A 25,286-nucleotide genomic window follows, 5' to 3' on the forward strand; every position below is an offset into this window, starting at 1 on the left:
GTTACACAAATCTGGTGATGATAGCGAAGAGGTCACACCCGTTCCCATGCCGAACACGGAAGTTAAGCTCTTCAGCGCTGATGGTAATTGGGCGGAAACGCCCTGTGAGCGTAGGACATTGCCAGGTTTACACACATCGCGGGGTGGAGCAGTCAGGTAGCTCGTCGGGCTCATAACCCGGAGGCCGAAGGTTCGAATCCTTCCCCCGCAACCATAATAGAACCTGCCACTACATCGAATATGCTACAAAGCAAAGGTTTATCAAGAGTGCTTTGGAGTGCAACCAATATAGTTTACGAAACATCGTTTATACTTTTAAGCAAAAACAAACCTCGGCGTTTGTTATTTTTTTTACTATCAGCAATTTTACATTCAAAATACCGCTTATTTTTTTAGCATAAGGTGAAAATCATGCATGAGTTCGATCTTATTCGACAAATCGATTCGTTCGCGGCAGATCATGAGGATGTTAAAGTTGGCATTGGCGATGATGCGGCCGTTACTTCTTCCCATGCTCATAAAGATGTGATCAGCTGTGTGGACACCATTTGTGAGGGCATCCATTTTAAACGTTCCACCTTACATTTGTCCGATATCGGCTATAAAGCGTTGGCCGTCAACCTTAGCGATATTGCGGCGATGGGCGGGACGCCTCGCTATTACCTCGTTTCCCTGGCCATGTCGCCGGAGTGGAAACAAGAAGAAATCCTCGAGATTTACAGAGGAATGAATGACTTGGCCGAACGTTACGGCGTTCTTTTAATCGGCGGAGACACGGTTTCCGCGCAGCATGATTTAATGATTTCCGTCACCGTTTTAGGGGAGATCGAAAAAAGTCGTTCGCTTCTCAGGAGTTCTGCGCGCGAAGGAGATGTCGTATTTGCCTCCGGCACGTTGGGCGATTCACGCGGAGGATTGGACCTTCTTTTATCCGGGGGTTTAACCGCGCCTCGAACGGAGCAAGAACATGCGCTTGTTGGTGTTCATCAGCGCCCCGAGCCACAATTAACCCTTGGACAACTGCTAAAAGAGAGCGGCTGCCGCATCGCGCTTAACGACATTAGTGACGGACTATCCTCGGAAAGTTGGGAACTGGCTGAAGCGAGTCGTGTATGCATTTGTTTGGAGGAAGAGAAAATACCGGTTAGTGAAAACGCAACGAAGCTTTTCGGAAATGAGACAGCTTATGAATATGCGTTAACCGGGGGCGAAGACTTTCAACTTGTCGGTACGGTGGCCAAATCAGATTGGCCAGCCATAGCATCAGCCGCAAAAGAAAAAGGAATCCGCCTTTCGGCAATTGGATCGGTTACACAGGAAGGGGCGCCACAAGTGCTCATGCAAAAAAACGGAGAAAGAACGGCAATAAAAAGGGCCGGTTATCGCCATCAATGAGGTGACAGCTATGTCTCAATTTCAATTTGTAAGCCGCTCAACAGAAGAAACCATGGGGATCGCGGAGCGTCTTGGCCAAGAAGCCGAAGCCGGCGATCTTTTTGCGTTGGATGGCGACCTCGGTGCAGGGAAAACACATTTTAGCAAAGGGCTTGCCAAAGGACTTGGAGTCGAAGCGATGGTCAACAGTCCAACGTTTACGATTTTAAAAGTATATAACGGCCGCCTCCCTTTTTATCATATCGATGCGTATCGCCTTGATGAAAATGAAGAGGAAGAGCTTGGATTGGATGAATATATGGATGGCGACGGGGTAACGGCTGTAGAATGGGCAGGCAATCTCCAGACCCAATTGCCAAGCCGGCGGGTTATAATCACCTTCAAACGTACGGCTGAACAAGAGCGAGAACTGATTGTTTGCACCGACAATACTCGTTTTGAACAAATTTTCAAGGAGTTTACGGATTAATGATACTAGCCATGGATACATCAACCTTTGTGTTAGGGGTTGCATTGGGCGATGCAGAAACTGTCCGAGCGGAATGGACGACCCATGAAAAGAAAAACCATTCCTTACGATTAATGCCGGGGATCGATCATGTGATGAAAACGGTCAATGCCAATCCTTCTGACTTGGAGGGCATAGCGGTAACCACCGGTCCAGGTTCGTACACCGGGGTTCGCATTGGCGTTTCCACGGCAAAAGGGATGGCGAGCTCCCTCCGTCTCCCGATTTATGACGTTTCCTCCTTGGAGGCTCTTGCGGGCAATCGACGTTTTGCCTTCGGCCTTGTCTGTCCTTTTATCGATGCAAGGAGGGGGCAGGTGTATGCCGCTGTGTACGAAGCTGACGACGGCCACCTGAAGACGGTGCATGAAGAGCGGTTGTGGTTAATGGATGATTTATTAAAAACGTTGGCCTCGACGTCGTTACCGGTTTATTTTTTAAGTTTGGATATTGCTAAGCATCGTGAAAACATTGAGCAAGTGTTGGGGGCAAGGGCACACACGGGTGAAGGGATGGATGGCAGGATAAAGCCGGGGGAGATTTTGCGCATAGCTTTAGAATCCCCGCCCGTGGCGAATGTGCATGAAGTCGTTCCCCGCTACTTGCAGTTGGCGGAAGCGGAGAAAAATTGGCGAAAGGCCCAAGCCCATGATGAGTGAGCGTTATACCATTCGTCCAATGATGCCGAGTGACATCGAAGATGTGCTGGTCGTTGAACGGGATGCGTTCCAAATGCCCTGGATTCGGCAGGCATTTATGAACGAACTGATGGAAAATCCGTTTGCCCACTATTTGGTCGCGGAGGATCACGAACAGATCGTTGGTTATTGCGGCATTTGGATCGCGCTGAACGAAGCCCATATTACGAATATCGCCGTTTTATCCCCCATAGGCATCAAGGGGTGGGGCGATTACTGTTGAAATCGGTGATCCGGCGAGCCCTTGAATTAGAGGCTGTGTCAATGACGTTAGAGGTCCGGGAAAGCAATGCGGATGCGCAACGCTTTTATAAAACATTCGGTTTTAAAAAAACCGGGGTAAAAAAAGGATATTATACGGATAACTGCGAAGATGCTTGGATCATGAGTTTGACTTTTTCGTAGTTTTTAAAAGGAATGTATTGCCATGAATAACAATCCTCGAATATTAGCCATCGAGACAAGCTGTGACGAGACAGCGGCATCGGTTGTCGAGGGCGGAAAAAATGTAATCTCCACCATTGTCGCTTCGCAAATGGACATTCACCGGCGGTTCGGTGGTGTCGTCCCGGAAGTGGCGTCCCGTCATCACGTGGAAAACATGACCGCTGTTGTTGAAGAGGCGCTAGTCTCTGCGGGTATGGATTATACAGATTTGGATGCGATAGCGGTTACCTCGGGACCCGGGCTTGTGGGGGCGTTGCTTGTTGGCGTGAACACGGCAAAAGCGCTTGCCTATGCCCATGATCTTCCCTTGTTGCCGATCCATCATATTGCCGGCCATATTCATGCAGCGGAACTGGTTGCTGACATGGAATATCCGGCTATGGCGCTCGTTGTTTCCGGAGGACATACGTCGCTCATTTATCTTCCGGAAGAGGGAGCATATGAAACGATTGGTGAAACGAGAGACGATGCTGTTGGGGAAGCCTATGATAAAGTGGCACGAACGCTAAAGCTCCCTTACCCCGGTGGGCCGGAAATCGATCGCCTCGCTTCTGAAGGAGAGGTATCGATTGATTTTCCGCGGGCTTGGTTGGAAAACGGATCGTATGATTTCAGTTTTAGCGGATTGAAATCCTCGGTATTGAATGCGGTGCATAATGCGGGACAGCGGGGAGATACGGTTGTCCCGGAAAACGTTGCTGCCAGTTTCCAGGCAAGTGTCGTTGATGTGCTCGTGGAACGGGCGCAGCGGGCAGTGTCGGAATATGAGGTGGAGCAATTGATTGTCACCGGAGGAGTCGCCGCGAACCGTGCGCTTAGAGAAGCGATGAAACGCTCCTTCCCGAGCGGCGGGAATGTGGAACTGATCATTCCCCCTCTTTCGTTATGCACGGATAACGCTGCGATGATTGGGGCCGCCGCGAACATCTCCTGGAAAAAAGGCGAGCGGGCAGGTTATGACTTAAACGGAGAGCCCGGGCTAGCGCTCGGGTAGGTGAAGTTGAAGCTTCAGAAGATGGCCGAGGGTATTCCCTGCAAGAGGTATCACAACCGCGTCCTGTGGCAATTCTGATAAAGGATCCAACGCACCCCGAACCGGTAACAATCGCCGGTCTGGGGTGCGATGAAGGATCCAACGCACCTCAAACCGGTAAAAATCGTCGATCAGGGGTGCGATAAAGGATCCAACGCACCCCGAATCGGTAAAAATCGCCATTCCGGGGTGCGATAAACGAAGAAAATTGCCCGAGAAGGAGCCATGAAGCGACCATGGTTCCTTTTTTGATTGATGATCAGGGTAGACTATTTTCGGGCCAATTCTTACAAATGTTACAGTATTACTGCTTCACACGATCGGTTTGCACAGATGATCCGGATTATGGATCGTTTGAAGACATTTTCGCGCGACGTTTTCGATGTTATGAACAGGTGCGAAAGAAAACCACACAACTGACTGTGGAAAAGAAAAATGTGCACAAAGTGGATAAGTAGACTCGGCCCACTGCTGTCCAACCTTTGACTTGTGAACAGTGAATCCGTGGATAAATGCTTCTTTCTGTGGGTAAAAGCCGTGAAACCCGTCCGTCCGGGTGCAGAGTTGTGCATAACATTGTGGAAACTGTGGAAATCCCGGTATTAATGGGATTCATCTAATTGCAATTCTTCCCATTGCTCCATCAGTTGTTCCAGCTCGGCTTCATGTTCATCGATTTTTGCTTGCATTTGGTTAGCGCGTGCGTAGTCTTCATAGACATCCGGATCAAGCATGGAAGCCTGCAACTTTTCTGTTTCGTTTTCCAAAAGACTTATTCTATCCTCAATAGCTTCAATCTCACGACGCCGTTTCCGGGCTATTTTTTTATCTTCCTTTTCCTGTTCAAACGACTGTTTATTTTTGTTTTCCAAAGGCGCGCCCCTATCGATTTCCTGAAGCTGCGCCCGTTCTTCGGCTTCCGCTTTCTTTTCCAAATAGTAATCATAGTTGCCGAGGTACGTGTGCAGCTGCTCATCTTCGGAGAACTCGACGGTTCGTGTGGACATCCGGTTCAGAAAATAACGGTCGTGGGAAATAAACACCATAGTACCCGGATAGTCAATGAGAGCAGCCTCCAGTGCTTCTTTGCTGTCGAGGTCCAGGTGGTTCGTCGGTTCATCGAAGAGGAGCAAATTTGCTTTTTGCATCATCAGTTTGGCGAGAACGAGTCGTGCTTTCTCTCCGCCACTGAGATTGTGGACAAGTTTATGCGCATCTTCGCCGCTGAAAAGAAACCGTCCCAGCACCGTGCGTATGTCTTTTTCAACGACTTGCGGGTGATCGTCCCAAAGTTCATCGAGGACGGTCTTTTTCGTATTTAATTGCGCTTGCTCTTGATCATAATAACCGACGGTGACTTTGCTTCCGTAGTGAACGGCGCCTTTCGTGGGATCAAGTCGATTCCCGAGAATTTTAAGGAACGTTGTCTTTCCGGTTCCATTTGGACCGATGACGGCGACGTTTTCCCCTCTTGTCACTGCAAAGTCGATCGCGCGAAACAGCGGAACGCTACCTGGGTAGGCAAACGTTATCCCATTTGCGGCCAAAACATCATTTCCGCTCATTTGTTGGATGTCGAAAGACATCGATGCGCTTTTGGAATCCGCGAGAGGTGCGTCCACTCGCTCCATTTTTTCTAATTTTTTCCGCTTGCTTTGCGCCCGTTTCGTCGTGGAAGCTCGCGCGATATTTTTAGCGACGAATGTTTCCAATTGTTCAATTTCCGCTTGTTGCTTGTCATAGGCTTTTTGCTGAAGTTCGGCGTCTTTAGCCCTTTTTTCCAAAAACGAACTGTAATTTCCATGGTATAGGGTCGCTTTTGTGTGCGTCAGTTCGTATACTTTCGTCGCCACTTTATCCAAGAAATATCGGTCGTGGGAGACGGTCAATACCGCCCCTTCATAGCTGATTAAGAAATTTTCCAGCCAAGTTAATGTTTCAATGTCCAGGTGATTCGTGGGCTCGTCCAAAATCAATAAATCCGGTTTGGTGAGCAACAGTTTTCCGAGTGCCAGCCGTGTTTTTTGCCCTCCGCTTAAAGAAGAAATCGGCAGATCGTAGGACAGCTGGCCAAAGTTCAATCCTGAAAGGATGCTTTGTATATCGGCTTCATAATGATAACCGCCGGACGCCCGGAAGAACTCTTGTTTTTCATCGTATTCTGTTAAGACAGCTTCGTAGGACGTCGGATCGCCATAGACGGAAGGGTCCGCCATTTTCGCCTCCAGTTCACGCAGCTCCTTTTCAACGCCGCGGAGCGAGGAAAAGACGGTTAGCATCTCCTCCCAAATTGTGCACGTGGATTCAAGCCCGGTATCTTGGGCGAGAAAGCCCATTGTTTGCGATTTAGGCATCAGAACACCCCCGCTGTCGTAAGGGGCTTCCCCGGTGATTACGTTGAGGAGCGTCGTCTTCCCGCTCCCGTTGCGTCCGACGAGCGCGACACGATCGCCTTTTTTGATTTCCATCTTGATATCCTGTAAAATCGTTTCAGCGCCAAAAGATTTGGTGACACGATCGCATTGTAAAACAATCATTAATTTCATCCTTTTTAAATTCATTCCTGTATGTTTAAAAGAAAAAGGTGGAAGATCAAGCGTTTCACCAATTATGCTACTGACAAGTGTAGCAAACATGTTATACTTAAGAAACGGAAAGCAAGTTGAAAAGTGGAGGCTTTATGGACGAACAGCAAAACATTCCCCGGGCAACAGCGAAACGATTGCCGCTTTACTATCGATACTTGGAGCATTTATATGCTTCGGGAAAAACGAAAGTATCTTCTACAGAATTAAGCAATGCTGTCAAAGTTGATTCGGCGACGATTCGGCGGGATTTTTCGTATTTTGGGGCGTTGGGACGCAAAGGGTATGGTTATGACGTACAGCGTCTGATTGCTTTTTTCCGAAAAACGTTGGATCAAGATGAGGCGACCCCCGTCGTTCTTGTCGGTGTCGGAAACCTAGGGAAAGCTTTGCTTCATTATAATTTTGGGGAAAATAATAACACGCGCATCGTAAAGGCGTTTGATAATAACGAGGCGATCGTCGGAAAAGAAATCGGCGGTGTTCCCGTTATGCATATGGATGATTTAATAAAAGAGATCAATGAATCAATTTGGGCAGCGATTGTCGCCGTGCCGTCCACAGCGGCACAAGAGGTTGCGGATCGGATTACCGATACACCCATCGAAGGGATCTTGAATTTCACCCCTTCCCGTATGACGGTGCCAGAGCATATTCGGGTGCATCACATTGATTTGTCGGTGGAATTGCAATCGCTGATCTATTTCTTAAAACATTACCCGTTATAAGGGAAATAAAAGGAGGGATCCCCCATGGGAGGAATGGGCGGTCCGAGTATTATTTTAATCATTATTGTCGCTTTATTAATCTTCGGCCCGGGTAAATTGCCGGAAATGGGCAAAGTGGCCGGAAATACATTGCGTGAATTTAAAAATGCCACGAAGGGGCTCGCGGATGATTCCGAGGAGCATAAGAAAGAGGACAAGCAAAATCAGAGATAGGATGGGTGTGTTCGATGAAGCAACGGGAGATGCCGTTCCGTGCCCATTTTGAAGAGTTACGGAAACGATTGATCTTTATCGCGATATTCCTTGTTGTAGGGTTGGGTGTCGGATTTTTAATGGCCCCCCTGTTATTGGTTATTTGCAAAGCATTCCGGAAGCGCAGGATTTCCCGATGAACGCGTTTCAATTGACGGATCCCTTGCGCGTATACGTGAATTTTGCGTTTTTTATCGCGGTCATCATCATATTGCCGGTGATTTTTTATCAACTTTGGGCGTTTATCGCCCCGGGTTTGGCAGAAAAAGAGCGGAAGGTAACCCTTTCCTACATTCCGATCGCTATGGTACTTTTTCTGGGAGGGCTCGCTTTTTCGTATTATGTGCTTTTGCCGTATTTCATGACGTTTCTCGGGAACATTGCCGAGCGGCTTAACATTACGGAACAGTACGGAATTAACGAATACTTTTCTTTTTTGTTTCGAATAACCTTGCCGTTTGGTTTCCTTTTTCAACTTCCGGTCGTGGTTATGTTTTTGACCCGGCTGGGCTTGATAACGCCAAACTTCTTACAACGGATTCGTAAATATGCTTATTTTGTGTTGCTCGTTATCGCGGGCTTTATCACGCCTCCGGATTTGGGGTCTCATCTCATTGTTACCGTTCCGCTTTTGTTGTTGTACGAGTTGAGTGTCGTGATTGCACGGTATGCCTTCAGGAAGCGAATGAAAGAAGAAGTTGCCCGGCAAAAAGAAATGGTTTCGACCGATCAATAGCTATAAAAAAACGAGTGTGCGGGAGTGAAATCCGACACTCGTTTTTTACTTATTGTGGTTTTGCGCACCGCGTGTTTTTTTTACAAAATGCCAAGCAATGACGTAATCAAGGGCGGCCAACGCAAGAAAGAAAATTGGAAGGAAGCCCCATCCTTCCAGTTGTACTTGCATGATCGCGAATAGGACAAATAACGTTCCGATGGCAACATAAACAAAACTTAAAAAACCCGGGGACCGCATCACATCCATGCTCCCAAGATGCCGAAGATAAACTGGAGGTTCTCTTCCATTTCTTCCAAATCCTCAATGTCGATATCGAGAAGGATCGGCAGGGACGCAAAAGCATTCATGAGCACATGGGCGATAATAGGCACAATAATCCGTTTGCTCCATACATATAAACCGGCAAAAACAAAGCCAACCGCGGTATAAACAAGGATATGCGTGAAATCAAAATGAATGGCGGAGAATACCACGGAACTGATCAGTGCTGCCCAAAAGAAATTCATCTTTTTGTAAAGATGCCCAAAAATCGCTTGCCGGAAAACCAGCTCTTCAAGAATCGGTCCGAGGATGACGACGGCTATGAGGAGCCAAACGTTTTCAGTCATAATATCGAGCAACATTTGGGTGTTTTCCGACTCAACCGGAGCGTCGTACAACAATTGTTGAAGTTGAAAGGCGATATTTTGTGCGAAAATGGCGGCGAATAATCCGCCAAAGCCCAATAACAACGACCAACCGATATGCATCGGCGGCTCGTTACCGCGCACTGGATCGGACTCTTTGCGAATTAAGAGCCAAATGATGAGCAACCCGAGAGCAAAACTTGAAATTGTCGAAATGGTTATTACGTCACCAAAATCTAATTCGAGCGCATACAGCGGTATGGCCAAAACGGCACTAAATAGTTGCGCTACGACCACAAATGTTATAATCACAAACCAATATCGTAAACTCAAAAAGCACGACTCCTTTAATTCATTTTCAATAACTGCACACATTGTATCACAGCCAAACGATACGCGCAGAGATTTCAACGTCCTGTCACACCACGAACCATCAAAAAATTTTCCGTGGGGCTTGCAAAAGTCGCATGAACCTTTTATCATTGTAATTGGTATTAGCACTCGATGGTGATGAGTGCTAATAATGGGTTTGAAAAAGTAAGTAGCGTTTTTGCAACTTGCAAAACGACACTTCACATTTTTATTTTAAAGGAGGGTGTTTTCCTTGTTGAAACCATTGGGTGACCGTATTGTCATCGAAATAGTGGAACAAGAAGAACAAACAGCAAGCGGCATTGTACTTCCTGATTCCGCAAAGGAGAAACCGCAAGAAGGGAAAGTCGTTGCTGTCGGAAGCGGACGAGTAACCGAGAATGGGGAGCGAGTCGCTTTGGAAGTGAATGAAGGCGACGCGATCATATTCTCCAAATACGCGGGAACAGAAGTGAAATACAACGAAAAAGAATACCTGATTCTGCGCGAAAGCGACGTGCTCGCGGTCGTTGGGTAATGATTTTTTCGTAGGCTGTTGCCTACATATTATCGATAAACAGGAGGGAATAAACAATGGCAAAAGATATTCGTTTTAGCGAAGATGCCCGCCGCGCCTTGCTACGAGGGGTAGACGAGCTCGCTAACGCCGTGAAGGTAACATTGGGACCAAAAGGACGAAACGTTGTTCTCGAGAAGAAGTTCGGTTCTCCGCTCATTGCCAATGACGGGGTGACGATTGCCAAAGAAATCGAACTCGAAGACAACTTTGAAAATATGGGTGCGCAACTCGTATCCGAAGTTGCCAACAAAACGAACGACATTGCCGGTGACGGTACGACGACTGCTACTGTGTTGGCCCAGGCGATGATTCAGGAAGGGCTTAAAAACGTCACTTCCGGCGCGAGCCCAATGAGCATTCGCCGTGGCATCGAGAAGGCAACGACAGCGGCGGTCAAAGAACTTCAAAGCATTTCCAGCGAGGTAGAAGGACGCGAGTCCATCAAACAAGTCGGTACCGTTTCTTCCAATGATGATGAAGTCGGTGAATTCATTGCGGAAGCGATGGGCCGTGTTGGAAACGACGGTGTCATCACGGTTGAAGAATCCAGAGGCCTTGACACTGAGCTTGAAGTCGTGGAAGGGATGCAATTTGACCGTGGCTATGCTTCTCCTTACATGGTGACGGACAATGACACGATGGAAGCGAGTCTAGATGACCCTTACATTTTGATTACCGATAAGAAAATCACAAACATCCAAGAAGTATTGCCTTTGCTCGAGCAAGTCGTGCAGCAAAACAAGCCGATCCTTATCGTCGCTGAAGATGTTGAAGGCGAAGCACTCGCGACACTTGTGTTGAACAAACTTCGCGGAACGTTCAACGCTGTTGCCGTAAAAGCACCAGGCTTTGGTGATCGTCGGAAAGCGATGCTTGAAGACTTGGCCATCCTCACCGGCGGAACCGTTCTAACGGAAGACCTCGGCCACGACTTGAAGTCCGCGTCAATCGATCAGCTTGGGCGTGCCGGAAAAGTTGTCATTACCAAGGACAACACTACGGTGGTAGAAGGCGCGGGTGAAGCCCAGCAACTTACCGGCCGTATCAATCAGATTAAATCCCAGATTGAAGAAACAACCTCTGAATTTGATCGCGAAAAACTTCAAGAACGCTTGGCTAAACTTGCCGGTGGGGTAGCCGTTATGAAAGTCGGCGCTGCTTCCGAAACGGAAATGAAAGAACGAAAGCTCCGTATCGAAGATGCCTTGAACTCCACGCGCGCTGCCGTAGAAGAAGGCATCGTTTCCGGCGGGGGCACATCCTTCGTTAACATTTACAATGCTGTAAAATCCGTGGAAGCAGCTGGCGATGAAGCAACCGGTGTAAACATCGTCTTGCGTGCGCTTGAAGAGCCTGTTCGTCAGATCGCGACGAACGCAGGACTGGAAGGCTCCGTAGTCGTTGAGCGTCTCAAAGGCGAAGACGTTGGTGTCGGCTTCAACGCCGCAACAGGCGAATGGGTGAACATGGTTGACGCCGGAATCGTCGACCCGACAAAAGTGACCCGTTACGCTCTCCAACACGCAGCATCCGTATCAGCAATGTTCCTCACAACCGAAGCGGTTGTAGCCGACCGTCCGGAAGAAGACGACGGCGGCGGTGGCGCCCCTGACATGGGCGGCATGGGAGGAATGGGCGGAATGGGCGGCATGATGTAAGCCTGCCCCCAAACCTCCTGAAACACCAGCATTTTCAGGCTTATATGGATGATTAGGAGCCAAAAGGTAACAAAAAAGTAACATTTTATAAGTGGAAGTGTTTTAAAGGATGTTCCCGTAAAGCTTAGATACTTTTTGCGGGAACATCTTTTTCATCTTCCGTCTTATTGTGCAATAAACCTGAAATTAGTAGACTAAAACAAAGATACACCTAATTGACATGAAATTTATTTTTGAAACGAGTTCAAGAATGATGTAGTCTTCCAGAAATCGGGCCATATTGTTGAGCAATACCTTTTGAAATGAGATGTTGTAATGAGGTGAATTATGGAACCATTAAAAAAGGAAGATGCCATTGGTATATTTACACCATCTTCACCCGCAACGGTTACAGCGAACCAACGTTTTGAACGAGCCAAAACTTTTTTAGAAGAGCAGGACTTTACCATTGTAGAAGGAAAATTGACGGGACGAATGGATGGATATCGTTCGGGGTCACCTAAAGAACGTGCGGCAGAATTAAATGAGTTAATAAGAAATCCTAACATAAAAATGATAATGTCCACTATTGGCGGGACAAACGCCAATAGTATGTTGCCATATATTGATTATGAAGCATTTAAGAACAATCCTAAGCTAGTAGTTGGATATTCAGACGTAACAGCTATCTTACTTGCTCTTTATGCAAAAACAGGTATCTCAACATACTATGGGCCTGCTTTGGTACCCTCATTTGGTGAATTTGAACCTTTAGTAAATGACACATACCGTTATTTTGAACAATATTTTATGCAAACGAGCAAGCTGCCTTATGACGTACCAACTCCTCCCTTTTGGTCGGATGAACGTGTAAACTGGCAAGAAAAAACGACAGATAAAAGACTCTTCGAAAATGAGTGGGTTACTGGCCATAGTGGTGTTGCTGAGGGGAGGCTAGTAGGTGGTAATGTGAATGCAATGTACGGATTTATTGGTTCACCTTATTTCCCTGCAATCGAGAAAGGCGATATTTTATTGGTTGAAGATAGTACAAAGGATGCCTCAATCGTTGAAAAAAACTTCGCTATGTTAAAAGCACAAGGCGTTTTTGATAAAGTATCTGGAATTATCTTAGGAAAACATGAACAGTACAATGATTTAGGGACGGGGAAACAGCCATTAGATTTATTGATGGAACAATTGGATGGATTAGAAATACCAATTTTAGCTGAATTTGATACGTGTCACACTCATCCAATGCATCCATTAGCCATTGGCAAGAAAGTAAAATTAGATGCTGCACGAAAAAAAGTATTTTGTACGGAAGACTGGCTAGATATCCTTTCGTAAAAAAATTAATTTACCGCTGCTTCAAAAAGGAATAGCCGATTTTTAGAATTAGGTACAGGGGCAGGTTATTCTACAAGTTGGATCTTAGAAGGAATGGACAAAAAATCAAAGTTAACAACAGTTGAATTGGATGAAACGTTACACCAAATAGCTAAAAAGCATCTAAGGGTGATGGCAGAGAATTTATTAAATCGACCGATCAAACATTTGATTTTATTTTTGCTGATGGCCTGGAAAACTTAATACGTTGGAGAAAACATTGCAATTATTAAATAAAGGCGGACTTTACATCGTAGATGATCTACTTCCGCAAAAGGATTGGCCTGTGGAACACGGTGAGGAAATAAAGGACTTTATTGATTATTTGGATACAAAAATTGATTTGTCTATAGCAAAACTCAACTGGTCAACCGGCTTAATTATTGTGACTAAAATATGACAGGTTAAAACATTGTACTTAAGCAATACGAACTAAGCGCTTTAATGGAATAAAGGTTGTACCAGAATCGAGCCATTATCTGGAATAAACAAAAGCCAATTTCAGGAGGAAATTGAGGTAATAATAGGAAGTGTCTTAAAGGGGTGAACAGTCATAGACTCAAGCGGTTTTATTTATGCTGCTAAAATGATTAATATCTTAGCAGAAGAAATTCCGGAAAATAAATGGGACGTTCAGTTGATTGAAGATTTAGGGTCACTAAGAAAGTTATTCAACCATACTATTCGCGTTAGAGATATTTATAGGGATGGAATAAGAACTGGTATTGTAGAATTTTCAGGCGATCTTCCGTCAAGTAATGGAAATTTAATTGAGCAATTAGAAAGATCAATGAATGAATTAGCTTTTGCATTTGCTCAAGCAACTAATCAACGTATTAAGATGGGTGAAGAATATTTATCTATAGTAGAGCTGTTAAACACTGCGGTGCAACACGAGGGCATTCATCAAGGACAGTACTTTGTTGCCCTTAAACAAGCAAAAATTAAGTTACCAAAACAGTGGATTCTGGATTGGGGTATGTAACCATATTGTTCAGTTGTAGGGCGCAAGAATTGAATAGTGATGGTCTGTTTAGCAATATTTTATACGATGGTGAGGTGAGCAAGTTTTGAACCATTTAACCAAGGGGTTATACGGGGAAAATGCTCATGTTAACGTATTAACGATTTTCGATGGATTGGATGAGGGGCAAGCAGGAGAGGTAATTTTTGACCAACACTCTATCTGGCAACTTCTAAACCATATGATCTACTGGCAAGATTATGTTTTACGTCTGTTGAAAGAAGAAGAGACGATACCGCCAAAGCACGCTTCAGAGACATGGCCTTCAGAAGTAAAAACTCTTAATGAAAGAACTTGGCTAGCAGCTGTAGACAAATTTACGAACGGCCTTCATGAAGCTATACGATTAGCAAAAAACGAACATGTTGATTCAAACAGTCAAGAACATCTCATTTCGTTGATTTCTCATAACAGTTATCATGCTGGGCAAGTCGTATACATAAGACGTTATCTTGGGTGCTACGATCACATACGTCATCATTCTCCTCATCGTACTTCCCCCGGATACTATGCCTGTTTGGTTGATGTTGACGAGCTTATTTGGTCTTTTAATTTTGATATGGATTTTCCAATTGTTATCAGGTGAATGGCGGGAAGAAAAAATGTGGTATCGAGACATTTTTTTCCTTATCGGCGTTTTTCTTGCTTTGATTTTGTTTGTATACGATCCGGGATTCACAGATCGAACCAACAGATGGTTGGTGACAGGGTATATTGTGATAGGTATTGCTGTGACAGAAGTTATAAGAAAGAAAAAACTCAATGCCTTGGAGTATTCCCATTAGAAACTTATCCAATTAAAGAGCTGCTTTAATGGAATAAAAGTCGTACCAGAATTGGCCAGATTCTTGATTAACTCTAATACAGGAGGAGGTTAAAAATTGAATATTATTTTAGGTGTCTTATTCCTAATATGGGGGTTAATCATACTTGCCATAGGGGCTAAGAAAATGAGTGACAAAGATCTCAAAGCTGAGAGTCGTGGCGACAATATCTTGTTTGAGATTGAATGGCTAACATTATTAATTCAGAAGTTACCTTCTCCTTTAGTTCGGTCATTTGTAATCATCGTTGGAGTTGCATTTTCAGGTACTGGTGTGTTCCTGATTGTTTAAAAATTTTTGCGTGTTTCGATTGGTTTTAACGAGGAAGGTGAAGGTGTGATAAGAGTAGATATTGCGTACGCATTGATTTGTAAAGGAAACGAAGTTCTCGTGGTTAATAATGAAGGTGGTACGTGGTCTCTTCCTGGTGGAGCAGTTGAACAAGGTGAAACACTAGAGCAGGCAGTTATCCGTGAAGTTGCAGAGGAAACAGGTTTAACGATAAAAGTTGAAGAAATTGCTTCAGTTAACGAAGCCTTTTTCGAAGAAAATGGTCATCACGCATTATTCATAACATTTAAAGCAGAGGTAGTTGACGGGAAACCTTCCATACAAGATAAAGAAGAAATATCAGAAATAAAATGGACGGACTTCCAAACTGCGAATAAGTTAATGCCTTACCATTCCGGTGGAGTTGAAGGTTTATTAGAATCTTCGTCACCTTATACATTCCAAGGTTAGTTATAACCTCTTTCTTCACCAAACGAGACGCATTTGCGGAATAACAGGGAATGGCGCTCTCCTAAAGAATAGGGCTATTTAATGAAGTAATTACAAGGAGCGTTTAATGAAAACACGTGGCGAAAAAAAAACTGCGTTCATACTAGTAGGTGTGTCATCTTTTCTTACGTTTTGGCTAGTGTTTATGTATTTAAGAGATCCTCAACAATTTATTGAGCATCGATTAGGAATTAACCCTGAGGCTTTTAATCATCCGATTGTTTGGATACTGACTTTTGTAATTGCAATTGGATATATTATGTACACTGCTAAAGGGATTCCTTTTGTACGTGATAATCTATTTACAATTTCATCGCTTAAAGTGATCGGTATATGGATTGCAATAGTTTCTAGTACCATAGAAGAGATTTTATTTAGGCAAATATTGATGGATTGGCTAATGAGTTTAGACTTTTCAATAACTTTACAAGTGCTAGCGTCAGCTATTTTATTTGGTTTGGCACATAGCGCGTGGGTGTTACTTGGGGGAGATTTGAAGATTGCTCTTCCGGCTATATTGGGTACGACAGTCCTTGGTGGGTTACTTGCCATTTTATATATTGTCGGGGATCGAAATATACTTGCCCCGATCGTTGCTCATATTTTGATTAATTTATTTATAGAGCCTTGGCTGATCCTTGCGGCCGTTACTGGTGATTGGAAAAACATAGAGTAATAATTGATCTGCAAATTAAAACATAAACTATACCGCAATCGAGGCGCGATTGTCGAATACACAAAACTGTTTATGTAAACTGCCTTTCTGCAATTGGCTTCCAAAAACAAAGTAGGAAGCCTTATTTCTTCAATTATTTCTTTTTTAGTCTTGATCTCTCGAAGCGTTGGGCACAAACACCCATGTTGCAAGCTTTACAAAATCACCGTTTAAAGGGGAACATTATGCAGTATTTATGGATTAGTATTTGGTTGTTTATAGTGATCGTTACGTTTTTGCTTGCACCTAAAATGATTATAAGTTTGATAAACTTATCGCGGCGGTGGGCTCATTCGATTGATGAAAAAAGGAAGAACAAGAATAATGCATGGTATAGCAAAATCCTTGTTATCACTATGACATTAATAGTAGTAGCATACATTGCGGTAAGTATACACTTTCTCATATTTGGAGATATTCTTTTTTTATTTCTGGTTATTTTTTATTTAGGTATGGCACTTTCGTTGTTTATTTTGAGTGATTTATATGCATTATCAAAAGGAAAAACCTTAGAAAAGATAAGGTATCGGGATTTCAAGACAAATAAATTTAACTGGCAAAGCTTTGGTATCCACGTTTTTTGTTCTTTACGTCCCTTTACCTTCTCATAGTTATGCCGGATCAGGATCCCTGGACACAGTATATACTTCTTTTGTTTCTCCCTTTAATTTTATGGTCATGGGTTTACATTACAAATATTCACAAACCTTCGGAAGACAACAGGTTATCCAGACATAGAGTAGCATATTCTATTAATGTGATACTGATCATTGCCACTTTTTTACCATTTAATGGAGATGACAATCTTGATGGTATAATCAGAGAGTTAATTGGTATCTTTTTAGCTATAGATTTATTGAGCCTAGTTTATTTCAAGCATCATCAAAAGCAATAAAGCTAGTCAATAATGTTCACCATAACACCAATAATCAAAATAACCTTTAACTCCCTGAATGGCAACGATTCAAGGATGGAAGAACCAGAATGGATACTTATTAATTTCGATGTTCCCTTTTTTGAGCAATGCAAGAGTGATTGCTTGAGGAATGGAATTGACATGTTACTTTTTAAAGGTAACAAAGAAGTAATGAAAAAAGCGTTTATTGATGAAATTTAAGGAATGAACGTTCCTTATAATTGCGGGATAATATTTACGCAAACAAGGGAAAAACAAATTAGTGAATGCAGGTGAATATGGTTGAGATAAGGGCGGCATGATGTAATGCTCGCCTGAATCCCTTGATATGAGGGTTCTAACCATTCTTCTTTGCTATTAAGAGAGGAAAACTAACAAAAAACTAACATTTTGTGCTGAAAAAGAGTTTTTCTGTTTAGCCGCATTCTTTTAAAGGGTGCGGCTAGCTTTTTGTGTTAAAATAAGATCTAATTATATGATTCAAAAAATCCCAATAAAAGCAGAGATGATCGATGATGCAACTTTTTATGGGGTACGGAAACGATTCGAGGATTGAGGGCCACTATGGAAAATAATGGTATTTATGCAAATTCGAACCTGTCCAATGACAGGTTTATAGTTTAAAATGGACTTATCAAAATGTTTTTACATAAGGATGCGATTCAAATGCCGAGCATTCAGGATACGACCTATCCCAGAATCAAGAGCACCTTGACTGAAAAGGAATTGGATGAAATCTATACACCTCAACGAAAAGAAATCGCTTGGGCAGAGTCCAAATCAAAGGGAAGTTTACAACAAGTAGCCTTATTGGTTTTAATGAAATCCGTGCAAAAGTTGGGTATCTTCAAAAGTGTTGATGAGATTCCGGAAGTAATTGTACAACATATTGCGATAAAGGCTTCTTTACCTGTACCCGAAAAAGAAAATTGGAGCGATTATAGTCACTCGAGAACAGCTAAACGGCATGTTCGTTTTGTCCGGGACTATTTTCAAATTCGACCGTTCGGCCAAGAGGGCGAAAAGGTAATGGTGGATCACTAGTGATGCATTAAGTTGAAACACTATTTGTCAAGCAAAAAACCCCGAAATTCGATATAAAATTTATGGAATTTCTGTCCAAAAAATCAATAAAAAACCTTATAATGAGAGGGACGGTGGTCCACGTCCAAATCTCTCACTATAAGGAGCTCCTATGGACAAGGATACCACGAGTACCACATTTAAGGAAGCATTACATCCGTTAAATATCAAAAAGGTTTTAGAAGATTTTATTGGGATAGACCGATACGTTAAGAAATTAACCCATGAAAAATTGGTTGCTCTGATGATTTATGCACAGATCTACCAGATTCCAAGCGCGAAGCAGTTAGCGTTGACACTCAAGAATAGCGAAGAACTCCAAGAAAGCGTAAATCTTTCTTCGATTAGCAGCTCACAGCTTACACGCCGTTTGAGTGACATAGGCGCTGATGTTAGCCAGGCCTTATTTTCCGATGTCGTGAGCCAAATGAAGCGAGAAATCCATCCTCGTCATCGCTTGCAGGTGATGAGTCCCATCTATCTTGTGGACGCTTCGATCATTCCGCTCTGTCTTTCCCTCTGCCGATGGGCGACCTATCGTCCCAAACAGGGGAAAGGCGGCCTGAAAATTCATATGAACGTGGCTTGTCTGCCGGATGGAACCGCACCGGAGGACGCTGTTCTTAAACCAGCTATTCACGCCGATCGTACGGAAATGAATGAGCTGATTGTGGAAGAAGGCGCTCTGTACTTGTTCGATCGCGGCTACAACGATTATGAAGCCTTTGACCGGTATTGCGAACCGGAGACCAACATTCGATTCATCACGCGGCTCAAAAGCAATGCAGTATTCGATGTGATCGAAGAATTTCCGGTGAATCCGGACGGCCCCATTACCCGTCATGCCCGCATTCGGCTAGGCGGTGGTCAAAAGCAAATGACACATGCCCTTCGCTTGATTGAAACGCATGATAGTGAAGGTAATCTCATTCAACTCATCACAAACGACGAAGAGGGTAAGGCCGAGGACTTAGGCGAGCTTTATCGCAAGCGCTGGCATATCGAACTCTTTTTCAAATGGGCGAAGCAGCACTTACAAATCAAATCGTTTTACGGGACGAGCCCCAATGCTGTGTATAACCAAATTTGGATGGCGCTAATCACTTATTGCCTGCTACGGCTTCTTCAAGTGCTGACAGGTTGTACACAATCGCTGTTTTATCTGTTGCGCTGTGTGCGGGATGACTGCTTTAAGCCCTTCAAAGAACTGGTGAAACATCTGCATCGTAAGCCTACGCGAACAAGCAAAGGTCGGCAACGAACCGACCCTGAAGGGGAATTCCGGCGGTTCACCGAGCTTGTGGAGAAGGAGGGATTGGAAGGCGCTGCGGCTGTGTATGCAGATGTCCACTGTGGATAAATTTTCGAAATTATAATATCTTCTGACAATGTGGATAGTGGATGACCGCCACCACCCCCTTTGCTTTTTTTTCAAAAAATGAACATATCTATACGTCTGAATATATGGAATAATATGTTATTTTATTGGAGGACGCTTGACATTTCTCAGCATATTTTATGCATCGCTAGTGATGGTGGATACAATGACCAAACTTGCCTACAGCTCAAACAAAGAAAATTCATCAAATATAACCACCTGGTGTCCAATTGTCTCATTTTTTACAATGTATTCTCCTTATCTCGCATTCTACAAGACTATACGCAAGAAGGACATGAATACGATAATAAATTGATTTCTTATTTGAGTCCTTATGTAACGGCACATGTGAACCGATTCGGAAGGTACCGAATTGATCTCAATCGCAAACCACCGGAACTTCCGTTTGACATCTCTGTTGCCCAGAGCAAGGGTATATCGCCAATATAAACACCAAAGGAGCAAACCTATGCTAGATGAAGAAAAGATTAAATGGATGATGCACCGTTGGGACGACCGTTGGTGGGATGAGGATTCCTGGGAGATTAATGAGAAATTAAGCAAAGATATGTATGAAACGATGGATTTTCTAGAACGTTGTACAAAAGAAGAACTCGACATGTTAGATTCCACCATTATTGACCTTCTCGATGATTTTGATGAACAGGGAAATGGTGAATATATGGCTTTTCTTGAAAGGTTAGCTGATTTTCATTCTGATCAGGCATTGAAAGATTTGTTGAATGATATTAAAGAATCTTTGTATGAGTATTTTTAAATCCCCCTACTCCAGATTGGACCAGATTCTGGAATTACAAAGAGGGAAGAAACCGAGCCTCAAGATTGCTCAGTTTCTCCTGTGTTCTGGAACAACGATTTATCTTCAACGATATGCATAAGGATCGTGAGGAACATGCCAAATGCCATCATTCCTGCTGCGACAAGCGTGATCATGGTGTAGGTCAACCCTGTGTTTAGCAATATGGTGCCCAGTGTTGCGCCGATTGCGTTGGCCAAGTTAAAGACAGAGGCTGCTATCGTACCGGATAAGGATGGCGCTTCAGGTGCCCCGATAATAATCTTTGCGTTCAAAATGGGGACTAAACCAAATGCTCCTGCTCCAAACAAGAAGCACATGACCAATGCTAAAAAAGCGTATGGGAGCAAGAAGGTAAACAGGGCCAGGACGATAGAAAACATGCCTAGGGCTGCTATCAGTCGCTCTGTTAAGCGGCTTGGTTGGATTTTACCGGAAGCCATGTTTCCCACGACACCGCCAAGACCGAAGAAAAATAACCCAGCAGTGACGCCGGTAATGCCAAAACCGGCAAATTCCCGTAACATCGGTTCTTTGAACGTATAAGCGGTGAAAACCCCAGAAAAGCCAAACACAATAATCGCGATGACCATAAGGATATTTTTATTTTTAAAGATCCCCATTTCTTTTTTCAATTGCGGAGCTTCCGTAGGTTTGATATTCGGTGTCACGAACGAAAGGCCAATGAACGTCAAAACACCGAGGGCAGCTATGAACCAGAAAACGAGTCTCCAGTCAAGCGCTCCTCCCAGAAATGATCCGAAAGGAACGCCGATCATGACGGCGATCGTGAGACCACCTTGAACGGCGGCAATCGCTCCCGTACGCTTTTCAGGTGCAGAAATTTGGGCGGCCAAGGACATACAGATACCGAAAAATGGCGCATGCATGGCTGCCGATAATAATCGGGATAGTAATAAGACGTCAAAGGTTGGTGCAGTTGCAGCTAGGATATTGCTCAAGATAAATACACCTATAAGCGAAAGGAGAAGGGGCTTGGGTGAAAACTTGATCGTCATCACCCGAAGGAGTGGGCCAAAGACAGCTACGCTTATCGCGTAAACACTGAGCAGCAATCCTGTCGTTGATACATCCACGTTTAAATCAGCAGCAAACTGTGTCAATAAACCTGTCACAACATATTCGGTCATCCCAACGGCAAATGTTCCAAGCATAAATATAGCTAGGATCATGTTTTTGGAGACATTAAAGCGCATCATGGCGCACACCCCTTTCCTATCTTTTTTTAATCACGAGTGAATATCCTACGACATTCATCAAGGGATGTCTAGGGCATTTTTAGAAGAAATTAAAGTTATATTTTTGGCAATCATTTCGGCCAATGGCATATTAAAGCCAGAGGCTGCAATCATCTACCGGATGGGGAAGTTGTTACTTCGGCTATCCTACTAATAATCTTGGCGTTCAAGATGAGTATTGTTCATCTATTCCTTGGAAAAACTTAACGAAAGTGCATGCTTTACAAAGAGATGTAAAGTTCGTACAATATAATCTGAGTGTAAAAGGAGGGTGAGTTATATGAGTAAACATATTGCTGTTCTCGTTACAGACATGGTAGAAGAAGTTGAATTAACCGATCCTGTGAAAGCTTACAAAGAAGCTGGCCATACGGTAGATATTATCAGTAACGAAGGAAACAAAACCATTAATGGTAAAAATGGGGACGAAATACCAGCCGATCGAGGCATTGATGAAGTGAATGCAAACGATTATGATGCATTACTCGTTCCTGGCGGTTTTTCTCCAGACTTACTACGAATTAATCCCAAGAATAGTGCGTTTGCAGCAGCATTTTTGCAAGACAATAAGCCATTATTTTCCATTTGCCATGGTCCTCAGTTTCTTATCGATACAGACCTACTAAAAGGAAGAGAGCTAACGAGTTTTGTTTCCGTAAGAAAAGACTTGGAAAATGCAGGAGCAACGGTTAAAGAAGAAGAGGTAATCGTAGATGGGAACCTTGTAACAAGCAGGACACCTGATGATCTTCCTGCATTCAACCGCGAATCTCTAAAGCTATTAGAAAAATAATTTGTCAATGAAAGGGAAGCTGTAATGACGCAGTTTCTCTTTCCTTTTTGTCGGCTTATAACCAAGCATAAATCGTTTGTAAGTTACTTCTCGTAGCTCAATTATCAGGTTGTTGTGTTGCTACTCCCCCCTTTTTTTACAACCACTATATGGTGTTTATAATCTGGGGTTTGTGGTATAAATAAAAGCATGCCTAATGGATTGGGAAGGGGCAATGATCATGAAACGTTTAGAAAATGATATAGCAGTCATTACTGGAGCTGGTACAGGCATTGGACGTGCTACGGCGAAAGTATTTGCAGAAGAAGGGGCAGAAGTACTCTGTACAGATAAGAAAGAAGAACAGGTAAGAGAACTGGCTCAAGACATTCAGGAAGCTGGAGGCAAGGCGAAAGCTTATAGTCTGGACGTTTCTAAAGACAAAGATGTGGCTGAATTTGCTTCGAAAATAAAACAGACGTATACCACTATTGACGTTCTCTTTAATAATGCTGGTATTGACCAGGAGGGCGGAAAGCTCCATGAATATCCAGTAGAGCTTTTTGATGAAATTATAAACGTCGACATGCGCGGCACGTTTTTAATGAGCAAATATCTTATTCCGCTCATGCTTGAAAGAGGAGGATCCATTATTAACAACTCTTCGATGTCCGGTTCAGCAGCTGACTTGGATCGTTCTGGTTATAATGCTGCTAAAGGCGGCGTGAACAATCTAACAAAAGCCATTGCCATCGATTATGGACGCCAAGGCATCCGGGCTAACGCTATTGCCCCTGGAACTATAGAAACACCGCTGGTATCAGGACTTGCTGGGGCAGAACATGAGGATAATGGTAAAGCCTTCCGTGATGCTCAAAAATGGGTCACTCCTATGGGCAGGTTAGGCGATCCTAGAGAAATCGCAACAATTGCATTGTTTTTAGCTTCAAGAGATAGTTCTTTTATTACAGGAGAAACAATTACAGGTGATGGAGGCTTAACTGCCTATACATGGCCAGGGAAAATGCTATTTGAAGAGGGATGGAAAGAGACCATAGACTAAAAAAGTCACATGCTGAAATGGTTAACCATCATTCATTGTGGCATCCAGCATCGAAAATCGGAGGTAAGATCATACATGAAACCACATCCACTCTACATCAATGGTCAATTTGTGGCCTCAGAGTCAACCGAAATGATTAATATTGTAAATCCAGGAACAGAAGAAGTCATATCAAAGGTTGTTGATGCGAAAGATGAGGACGTTGATCAAGCGATTGAAGCTGCTTTTCAAGCCCAAAAAAATTGGGAAAAGACCCCTCAAGTTGACCGAGGACTCATTGTTCGACGTATTGCTGAGGCTATCCATGCTGACAAAGAAAGGCTTGCACAAATCCTCAGTGAAGAGCAAGGCAAGCCCATCCATGAAGCCTCCGGAGAACTAGATGGTGCCATCGACTTTTTCTTTTATATGTCAGAATGGAATCGAAAGATTGGCGGAGAGATTGTCCCGAGCGATGATTCGAACGAACAGATCCTTATTCAAAGAAAGCCGATCGGCGTTGTCGCAGGCATTATTCCGTGGAACTACCCCGTTTTTATTTTCGCACGGAAAGTAGCAACAGCACTCATCACAGGCTGTTCGATCGTGGTTAAATCATCGGAAGAAACACCAAATACAGCAGCAGCGCTGAGCGAAATCATTCATCAGTCTGATCTGCCTAAAGGGGTCTATAATTTAGTCACAGGGAAAGGAGATACCGTCGGTAACCGTCTCTCAACCGATGCTAGAGTAGCGATAATCAGCATGACAGGAAGCGTTCCAGCAGGAACGAAAGTGATGGAAGCTGCAGCACAGAACATTACGAAGGTAAATCTCGAGCTTGGCGGTAAAGCGCCCATGATCGTTTCCAAGCATGCAGATGTAGATCTTGCCGTTGAACATATCAAAGCATCTCGAATTGAAAATGCTGGACAAGCTTGTATTTCCGCAGAACGTGTTTATGTCCAGGAAGACGTTGCGGAACTATTCATTGATAAGATGATCCGTGCAATGAAAGATATAAAAGTGGGTTATTCACTAGAAGATGACAACGTCGATATGGGGCCAGTGTCCAGCGCCCATCATCTCGACAAGATTGAGAAGATCGTGGAAAACGCGAAAAAGCAAGGTGCGGAAGTGAAATTAGGCGGTGAACGTCTCGACCTTGGCAAAGGCTATTATTATAAGCCGACCGTCCTGACGAATATTTCTGATGAACTAGAGATCATGAAAAAGGAAATCTTCGGCCCCGTCCTGCCGATTACGACGTACAAAACCTTTAATGAAGCGATCGAAAGAGCGAATGACTCCATTTATGGACTATCTTCAGCTCTCTACACAAACGATTACAATGAAGTCATGCAAGCCTCAAGGGATCTTCAGTTCGGTGAAACGTATGTCAATCGCATGACCGATGAAGCAACACAAGGCTATCACGCAGGCATGCGCAAATCCGGAATTGGCGGAACAGATGGCAAAAATGGTATAAACGATTTCCTCTCCACACATGTCATGTATTTGAAGTATAATGAATAATATACTACGGAAAGCATCGCTGTCACGAGGTGCAAAAACACCTACAATATGGGTGTTTTTGCAGTGCACCCCGCAGTCAAGCGATCTACGTGGTTAAAATCTAACTGCTCGTCATGAATCTCTCGAAAGCCTTCGAGAGCATTTTTTAATTTTGGGACCACAAGTTAAATAT

27 protein-coding genes, 1 tRNA gene, 1 rRNA gene and 3 pseudogenes are annotated in these 25,286 nt (G+C 43.8%); 28 read left to right on the forward strand and 4 right to left on the reverse strand.

The features are described 5' to 3' along the window. The first annotated feature begins 10 nt into the window (after positions 1 to 10). The 7 genes and pseudogenes from rrf (at position 11) to tsaD (ending at position 4,042) form a co-directional block, all read left to right on the forward strand. Positions 11 to 127, forward strand: a 5S ribosomal RNA gene (gene rrf / locus EPH95_RS16225). Between the two features lie 10 nt (positions 128 to 137). Further along, positions 138 to 214 (forward strand) — tRNA-Met (locus EPH95_RS16230). Positions 215 to 411: 197 nt separating this feature from the next. Further along, positions 412 to 1,395: a thiamine-phosphate kinase gene (gene thiL, locus EPH95_RS16235; RefSeq protein WP_142091039.1), complete on the forward strand. Its 984-nt coding sequence runs from the start codon at positions 412 to 414 to the stop codon at positions 1,393 to 1,395. A 10-nt stretch (positions 1,396 to 1,405) separates the two neighbouring features. Then, on the forward strand, positions 1,406 to 1,864 hold the full coding sequence (tsaE, locus tag EPH95_RS16240) for a tRNA (adenosine(37)-N6)-threonylcarbamoyltransferase complex ATPase subunit type 1 TsaE (RefSeq protein WP_142091040.1): 459 nt from the start codon (positions 1,406 to 1,408) through the stop codon (positions 1,862 to 1,864). After that, positions 1,864 to 2,562 carry a tRNA (adenosine(37)-N6)-threonylcarbamoyltransferase complex dimerization subunit type 1 TsaB gene (tsaB, locus tag EPH95_RS16245; protein ID WP_142091041.1) on the forward strand — a complete coding sequence of 233 codons (699 nt, stop codon included), beginning with the start codon at positions 1,864 to 1,866 and terminating at the stop codon, positions 2,560 to 2,562. The genes tsaE and tsaB overlap by 1 nt, the downstream gene beginning before the upstream one ends. Positions 2,563 to 2,671: 109 nt before the next feature. Further along, positions 2,672 to 3,006 (forward strand): annotated as a pseudogene (gene rimI, locus EPH95_RS19845) (ribosomal protein S18-alanine N-acetyltransferase). Positions 3,007 to 3,022: 16 nt separating this feature from the next. After that, positions 3,023 to 4,042: a tRNA (adenosine(37)-N6)-threonylcarbamoyltransferase complex transferase subunit TsaD gene (gene tsaD / locus EPH95_RS16255; RefSeq protein WP_405127464.1), complete on the forward strand. Its 1,020-nt coding sequence runs from the start codon at positions 3,023 to 3,025 to the stop codon at positions 4,040 to 4,042. Positions 4,043 to 4,683: 641 nt separating this feature from the next. Here tsaD and EPH95_RS16260 read toward each other — a convergent pair. Further along, on the reverse strand, positions 4,684 to 6,618 hold the full coding sequence (locus EPH95_RS16260; RefSeq protein ID WP_142091043.1) for an ABC-F family ATP-binding cassette domain-containing protein: 1,935 nt from the start codon (positions 6,616 to 6,618) through the stop codon (positions 4,684 to 4,686). Positions 6,619 to 6,761: 143 nt separating this feature from the next. Between EPH95_RS16260 and EPH95_RS16265 the strand changes: the two genes are divergently transcribed. From EPH95_RS16265 to tatC, 3 genes and pseudogenes are all read left to right on the forward strand, one after another. Next, on the forward strand, positions 6,762 to 7,394 hold the full coding sequence (locus tag EPH95_RS16265; RefSeq protein WP_142091044.1) for a redox-sensing transcriptional repressor Rex: 633 nt from the start codon (positions 6,762 to 6,764) through the stop codon (positions 7,392 to 7,394). Positions 7,395 to 7,418: 24 nt separating this feature from the next. Then, positions 7,419 to 7,607, forward strand: a complete 189-nt coding sequence (tatA, locus tag EPH95_RS16270) for a twin-arginine translocase TatA/TatE family subunit (protein ID WP_142091045.1) — start codon at positions 7,419 to 7,421, stop codon at positions 7,605 to 7,607. 14 nt (positions 7,608 to 7,621) lie between these two features. Next, positions 7,622 to 8,382: pseudogene (gene tatC, locus EPH95_RS16275) on the forward strand (twin-arginine translocase subunit TatC). Between the two features lie 45 nt (positions 8,383 to 8,427). Here the strand turns inward: tatC and EPH95_RS16280 are convergent. Both EPH95_RS16280 and EPH95_RS16285 read right to left on the reverse strand, forming a co-directional pair. Continuing rightward, entirely contained in the window at positions 8,428 to 8,631 is a 204-nt protein-coding gene (locus EPH95_RS16280) for a DUF4305 domain-containing protein (RefSeq protein WP_227003950.1), read from the reverse strand. Next, complete coding sequence (locus tag EPH95_RS16285; RefSeq protein ID WP_227003951.1) at positions 8,622 to 9,344, reverse strand: CPBP family intramembrane glutamic endopeptidase; 723 nt, start codon at positions 9,342 to 9,344, stop codon at positions 8,622 to 8,624. Before EPH95_RS16285 ends, EPH95_RS16280 begins: the two co-directional genes overlap by 10 nt. Positions 9,345 to 9,615: 271 nt before the next feature. On the opposite strand from EPH95_RS16285, the gene groES reads away from it, so the two are divergent. From groES to EPH95_RS16360, 15 genes and pseudogenes are all read left to right on the forward strand, one after another. Then, the gene (gene groES, locus EPH95_RS16290) at positions 9,616 to 9,900 is read left to right on the forward strand and encodes a co-chaperone GroES (protein WP_142091047.1); all 285 of its coding nucleotides are present in this window, start codon (positions 9,616 to 9,618) and stop codon (positions 9,898 to 9,900) included. Positions 9,901 to 9,956: 56 nt separating this feature from the next. Continuing rightward, the gene (groL, locus tag EPH95_RS16295) at positions 9,957 to 11,600 is read left to right on the forward strand and encodes a chaperonin GroEL (protein WP_142091048.1); all 1,644 of its coding nucleotides are present in this window, start codon (positions 9,957 to 9,959) and stop codon (positions 11,598 to 11,600) included. A 327-nt stretch (positions 11,601 to 11,927) separates the two neighbouring features. Then, positions 11,928 to 12,929, forward strand: a complete 1,002-nt coding sequence (locus tag EPH95_RS16300) for a S66 family peptidase (protein WP_142091049.1) — start codon at positions 11,928 to 11,930, stop codon at positions 12,927 to 12,929. Between the two features lie 39 nt (positions 12,930 to 12,968). After that, positions 12,969 to 13,172, forward strand: a pseudogene (locus EPH95_RS19850) (hypothetical protein); the annotation flags it as partial. A gap of 16 nt (positions 13,173 to 13,188) precedes the next feature. Beyond that, positions 13,189 to 13,368: an O-methyltransferase gene (locus EPH95_RS16310; protein ID WP_142091050.1), complete on the forward strand. Its 180-nt coding sequence runs from the start codon at positions 13,189 to 13,191 to the stop codon at positions 13,366 to 13,368. Between the two features lie 186 nt (positions 13,369 to 13,554). Continuing rightward, positions 13,555 to 13,953 carry a DinB family protein gene (locus tag EPH95_RS16315; protein WP_227003952.1) on the forward strand — a complete coding sequence of 133 codons (399 nt, stop codon included), beginning with the start codon at positions 13,555 to 13,557 and terminating at the stop codon, positions 13,951 to 13,953. A gap of 85 nt (positions 13,954 to 14,038) precedes the next feature. After that, complete coding sequence (locus tag EPH95_RS16320) at positions 14,039 to 14,578, forward strand: DinB family protein (RefSeq protein WP_142091052.1); 540 nt, start codon at positions 14,039 to 14,041, stop codon at positions 14,576 to 14,578. A gap of 295 nt (positions 14,579 to 14,873) precedes the next feature. Next, a complete protein-coding gene (locus EPH95_RS16325) occupies positions 14,874 to 15,107 on the forward strand; it encodes a hypothetical protein (protein ID WP_142091053.1) in 234 nt (77 codons plus the stop codon). Between the two features lie 45 nt (positions 15,108 to 15,152). Further along, the gene (locus EPH95_RS16330) at positions 15,153 to 15,557 is read left to right on the forward strand and encodes an NUDIX hydrolase (protein WP_142091054.1); all 405 of its coding nucleotides are present in this window, start codon (positions 15,153 to 15,155) and stop codon (positions 15,555 to 15,557) included. Between the two features lie 106 nt (positions 15,558 to 15,663). Next, a complete protein-coding gene (locus EPH95_RS16335; RefSeq protein ID WP_142091055.1) occupies positions 15,664 to 16,272 on the forward strand; it encodes a CPBP family intramembrane glutamic endopeptidase in 609 nt (202 codons plus the stop codon). 224 nt (positions 16,273 to 16,496) lie between these two features. After that, a complete protein-coding gene (locus EPH95_RS16340; protein ID WP_142091056.1) occupies positions 16,497 to 16,922 on the forward strand; it encodes a hypothetical protein in 426 nt (141 codons plus the stop codon). Between the two features lie 971 nt (positions 16,923 to 17,893). After that, positions 17,894 to 18,271 carry a DUF4158 domain-containing protein gene (locus EPH95_RS16345; protein ID WP_227003953.1) on the forward strand — a complete coding sequence of 126 codons (378 nt, stop codon included), beginning with the start codon at positions 17,894 to 17,896 and terminating at the stop codon, positions 18,269 to 18,271. 151 nt (positions 18,272 to 18,422) lie between these two features. After that, positions 18,423 to 19,670: an IS4 family transposase gene (locus EPH95_RS16350; RefSeq protein WP_142088177.1), complete on the forward strand. Its 1,248-nt coding sequence runs from the start codon at positions 18,423 to 18,425 to the stop codon at positions 19,668 to 19,670. 114 nt (positions 19,671 to 19,784) lie between these two features. Next, positions 19,785 to 20,138: a transposase gene (locus EPH95_RS19855; RefSeq protein WP_227003954.1), complete on the forward strand. Its 354-nt coding sequence runs from the start codon at positions 19,785 to 19,787 to the stop codon at positions 20,136 to 20,138. A 19-nt stretch (positions 20,139 to 20,157) separates the two neighbouring features. Next, positions 20,158 to 20,466, forward strand: a complete 309-nt coding sequence (locus tag EPH95_RS16360; RefSeq protein WP_142091059.1) for a hypothetical protein — start codon at positions 20,158 to 20,160, stop codon at positions 20,464 to 20,466. 59 nt (positions 20,467 to 20,525) lie between these two features. On the opposite strand, the gene EPH95_RS16365 is transcribed toward EPH95_RS16360, so the two are convergent. Next, positions 20,526 to 21,722: an MFS transporter gene (locus EPH95_RS16365; RefSeq protein WP_142091654.1), complete on the reverse strand. Its 1,197-nt coding sequence runs from the start codon at positions 21,720 to 21,722 to the stop codon at positions 20,526 to 20,528. 322 nt (positions 21,723 to 22,044) lie between these two features. On the opposite strand from EPH95_RS16365, the gene EPH95_RS16370 reads away from it, so the two are divergent. From EPH95_RS16370 to aldA, 3 genes are all read left to right on the forward strand, one after another. Then, complete coding sequence (locus EPH95_RS16370; protein WP_142091060.1) at positions 22,045 to 22,557, forward strand: type 1 glutamine amidotransferase domain-containing protein; 513 nt, start codon at positions 22,045 to 22,047, stop codon at positions 22,555 to 22,557. A gap of 220 nt (positions 22,558 to 22,777) precedes the next feature. Then, on the forward strand, positions 22,778 to 23,599 hold the full coding sequence (locus tag EPH95_RS16375; RefSeq protein WP_142091061.1) for an SDR family oxidoreductase: 822 nt from the start codon (positions 22,778 to 22,780) through the stop codon (positions 23,597 to 23,599). A gap of 75 nt (positions 23,600 to 23,674) precedes the next feature. After that, a complete protein-coding gene (aldA, locus tag EPH95_RS16380) occupies positions 23,675 to 25,114 on the forward strand; it encodes an aldehyde dehydrogenase (protein ID WP_142091062.1) in 1,440 nt (479 codons plus the stop codon). Positions 25,115 to 25,286 lie beyond the last annotated feature (172 nt).

Source organism: Salicibibacter halophilus (assembly GCF_006740705.1).
GTDB lineage: Bacteria > Bacillota > Bacilli > Bacillales > Marinococcaceae > Salicibibacter > Salicibibacter halophilus.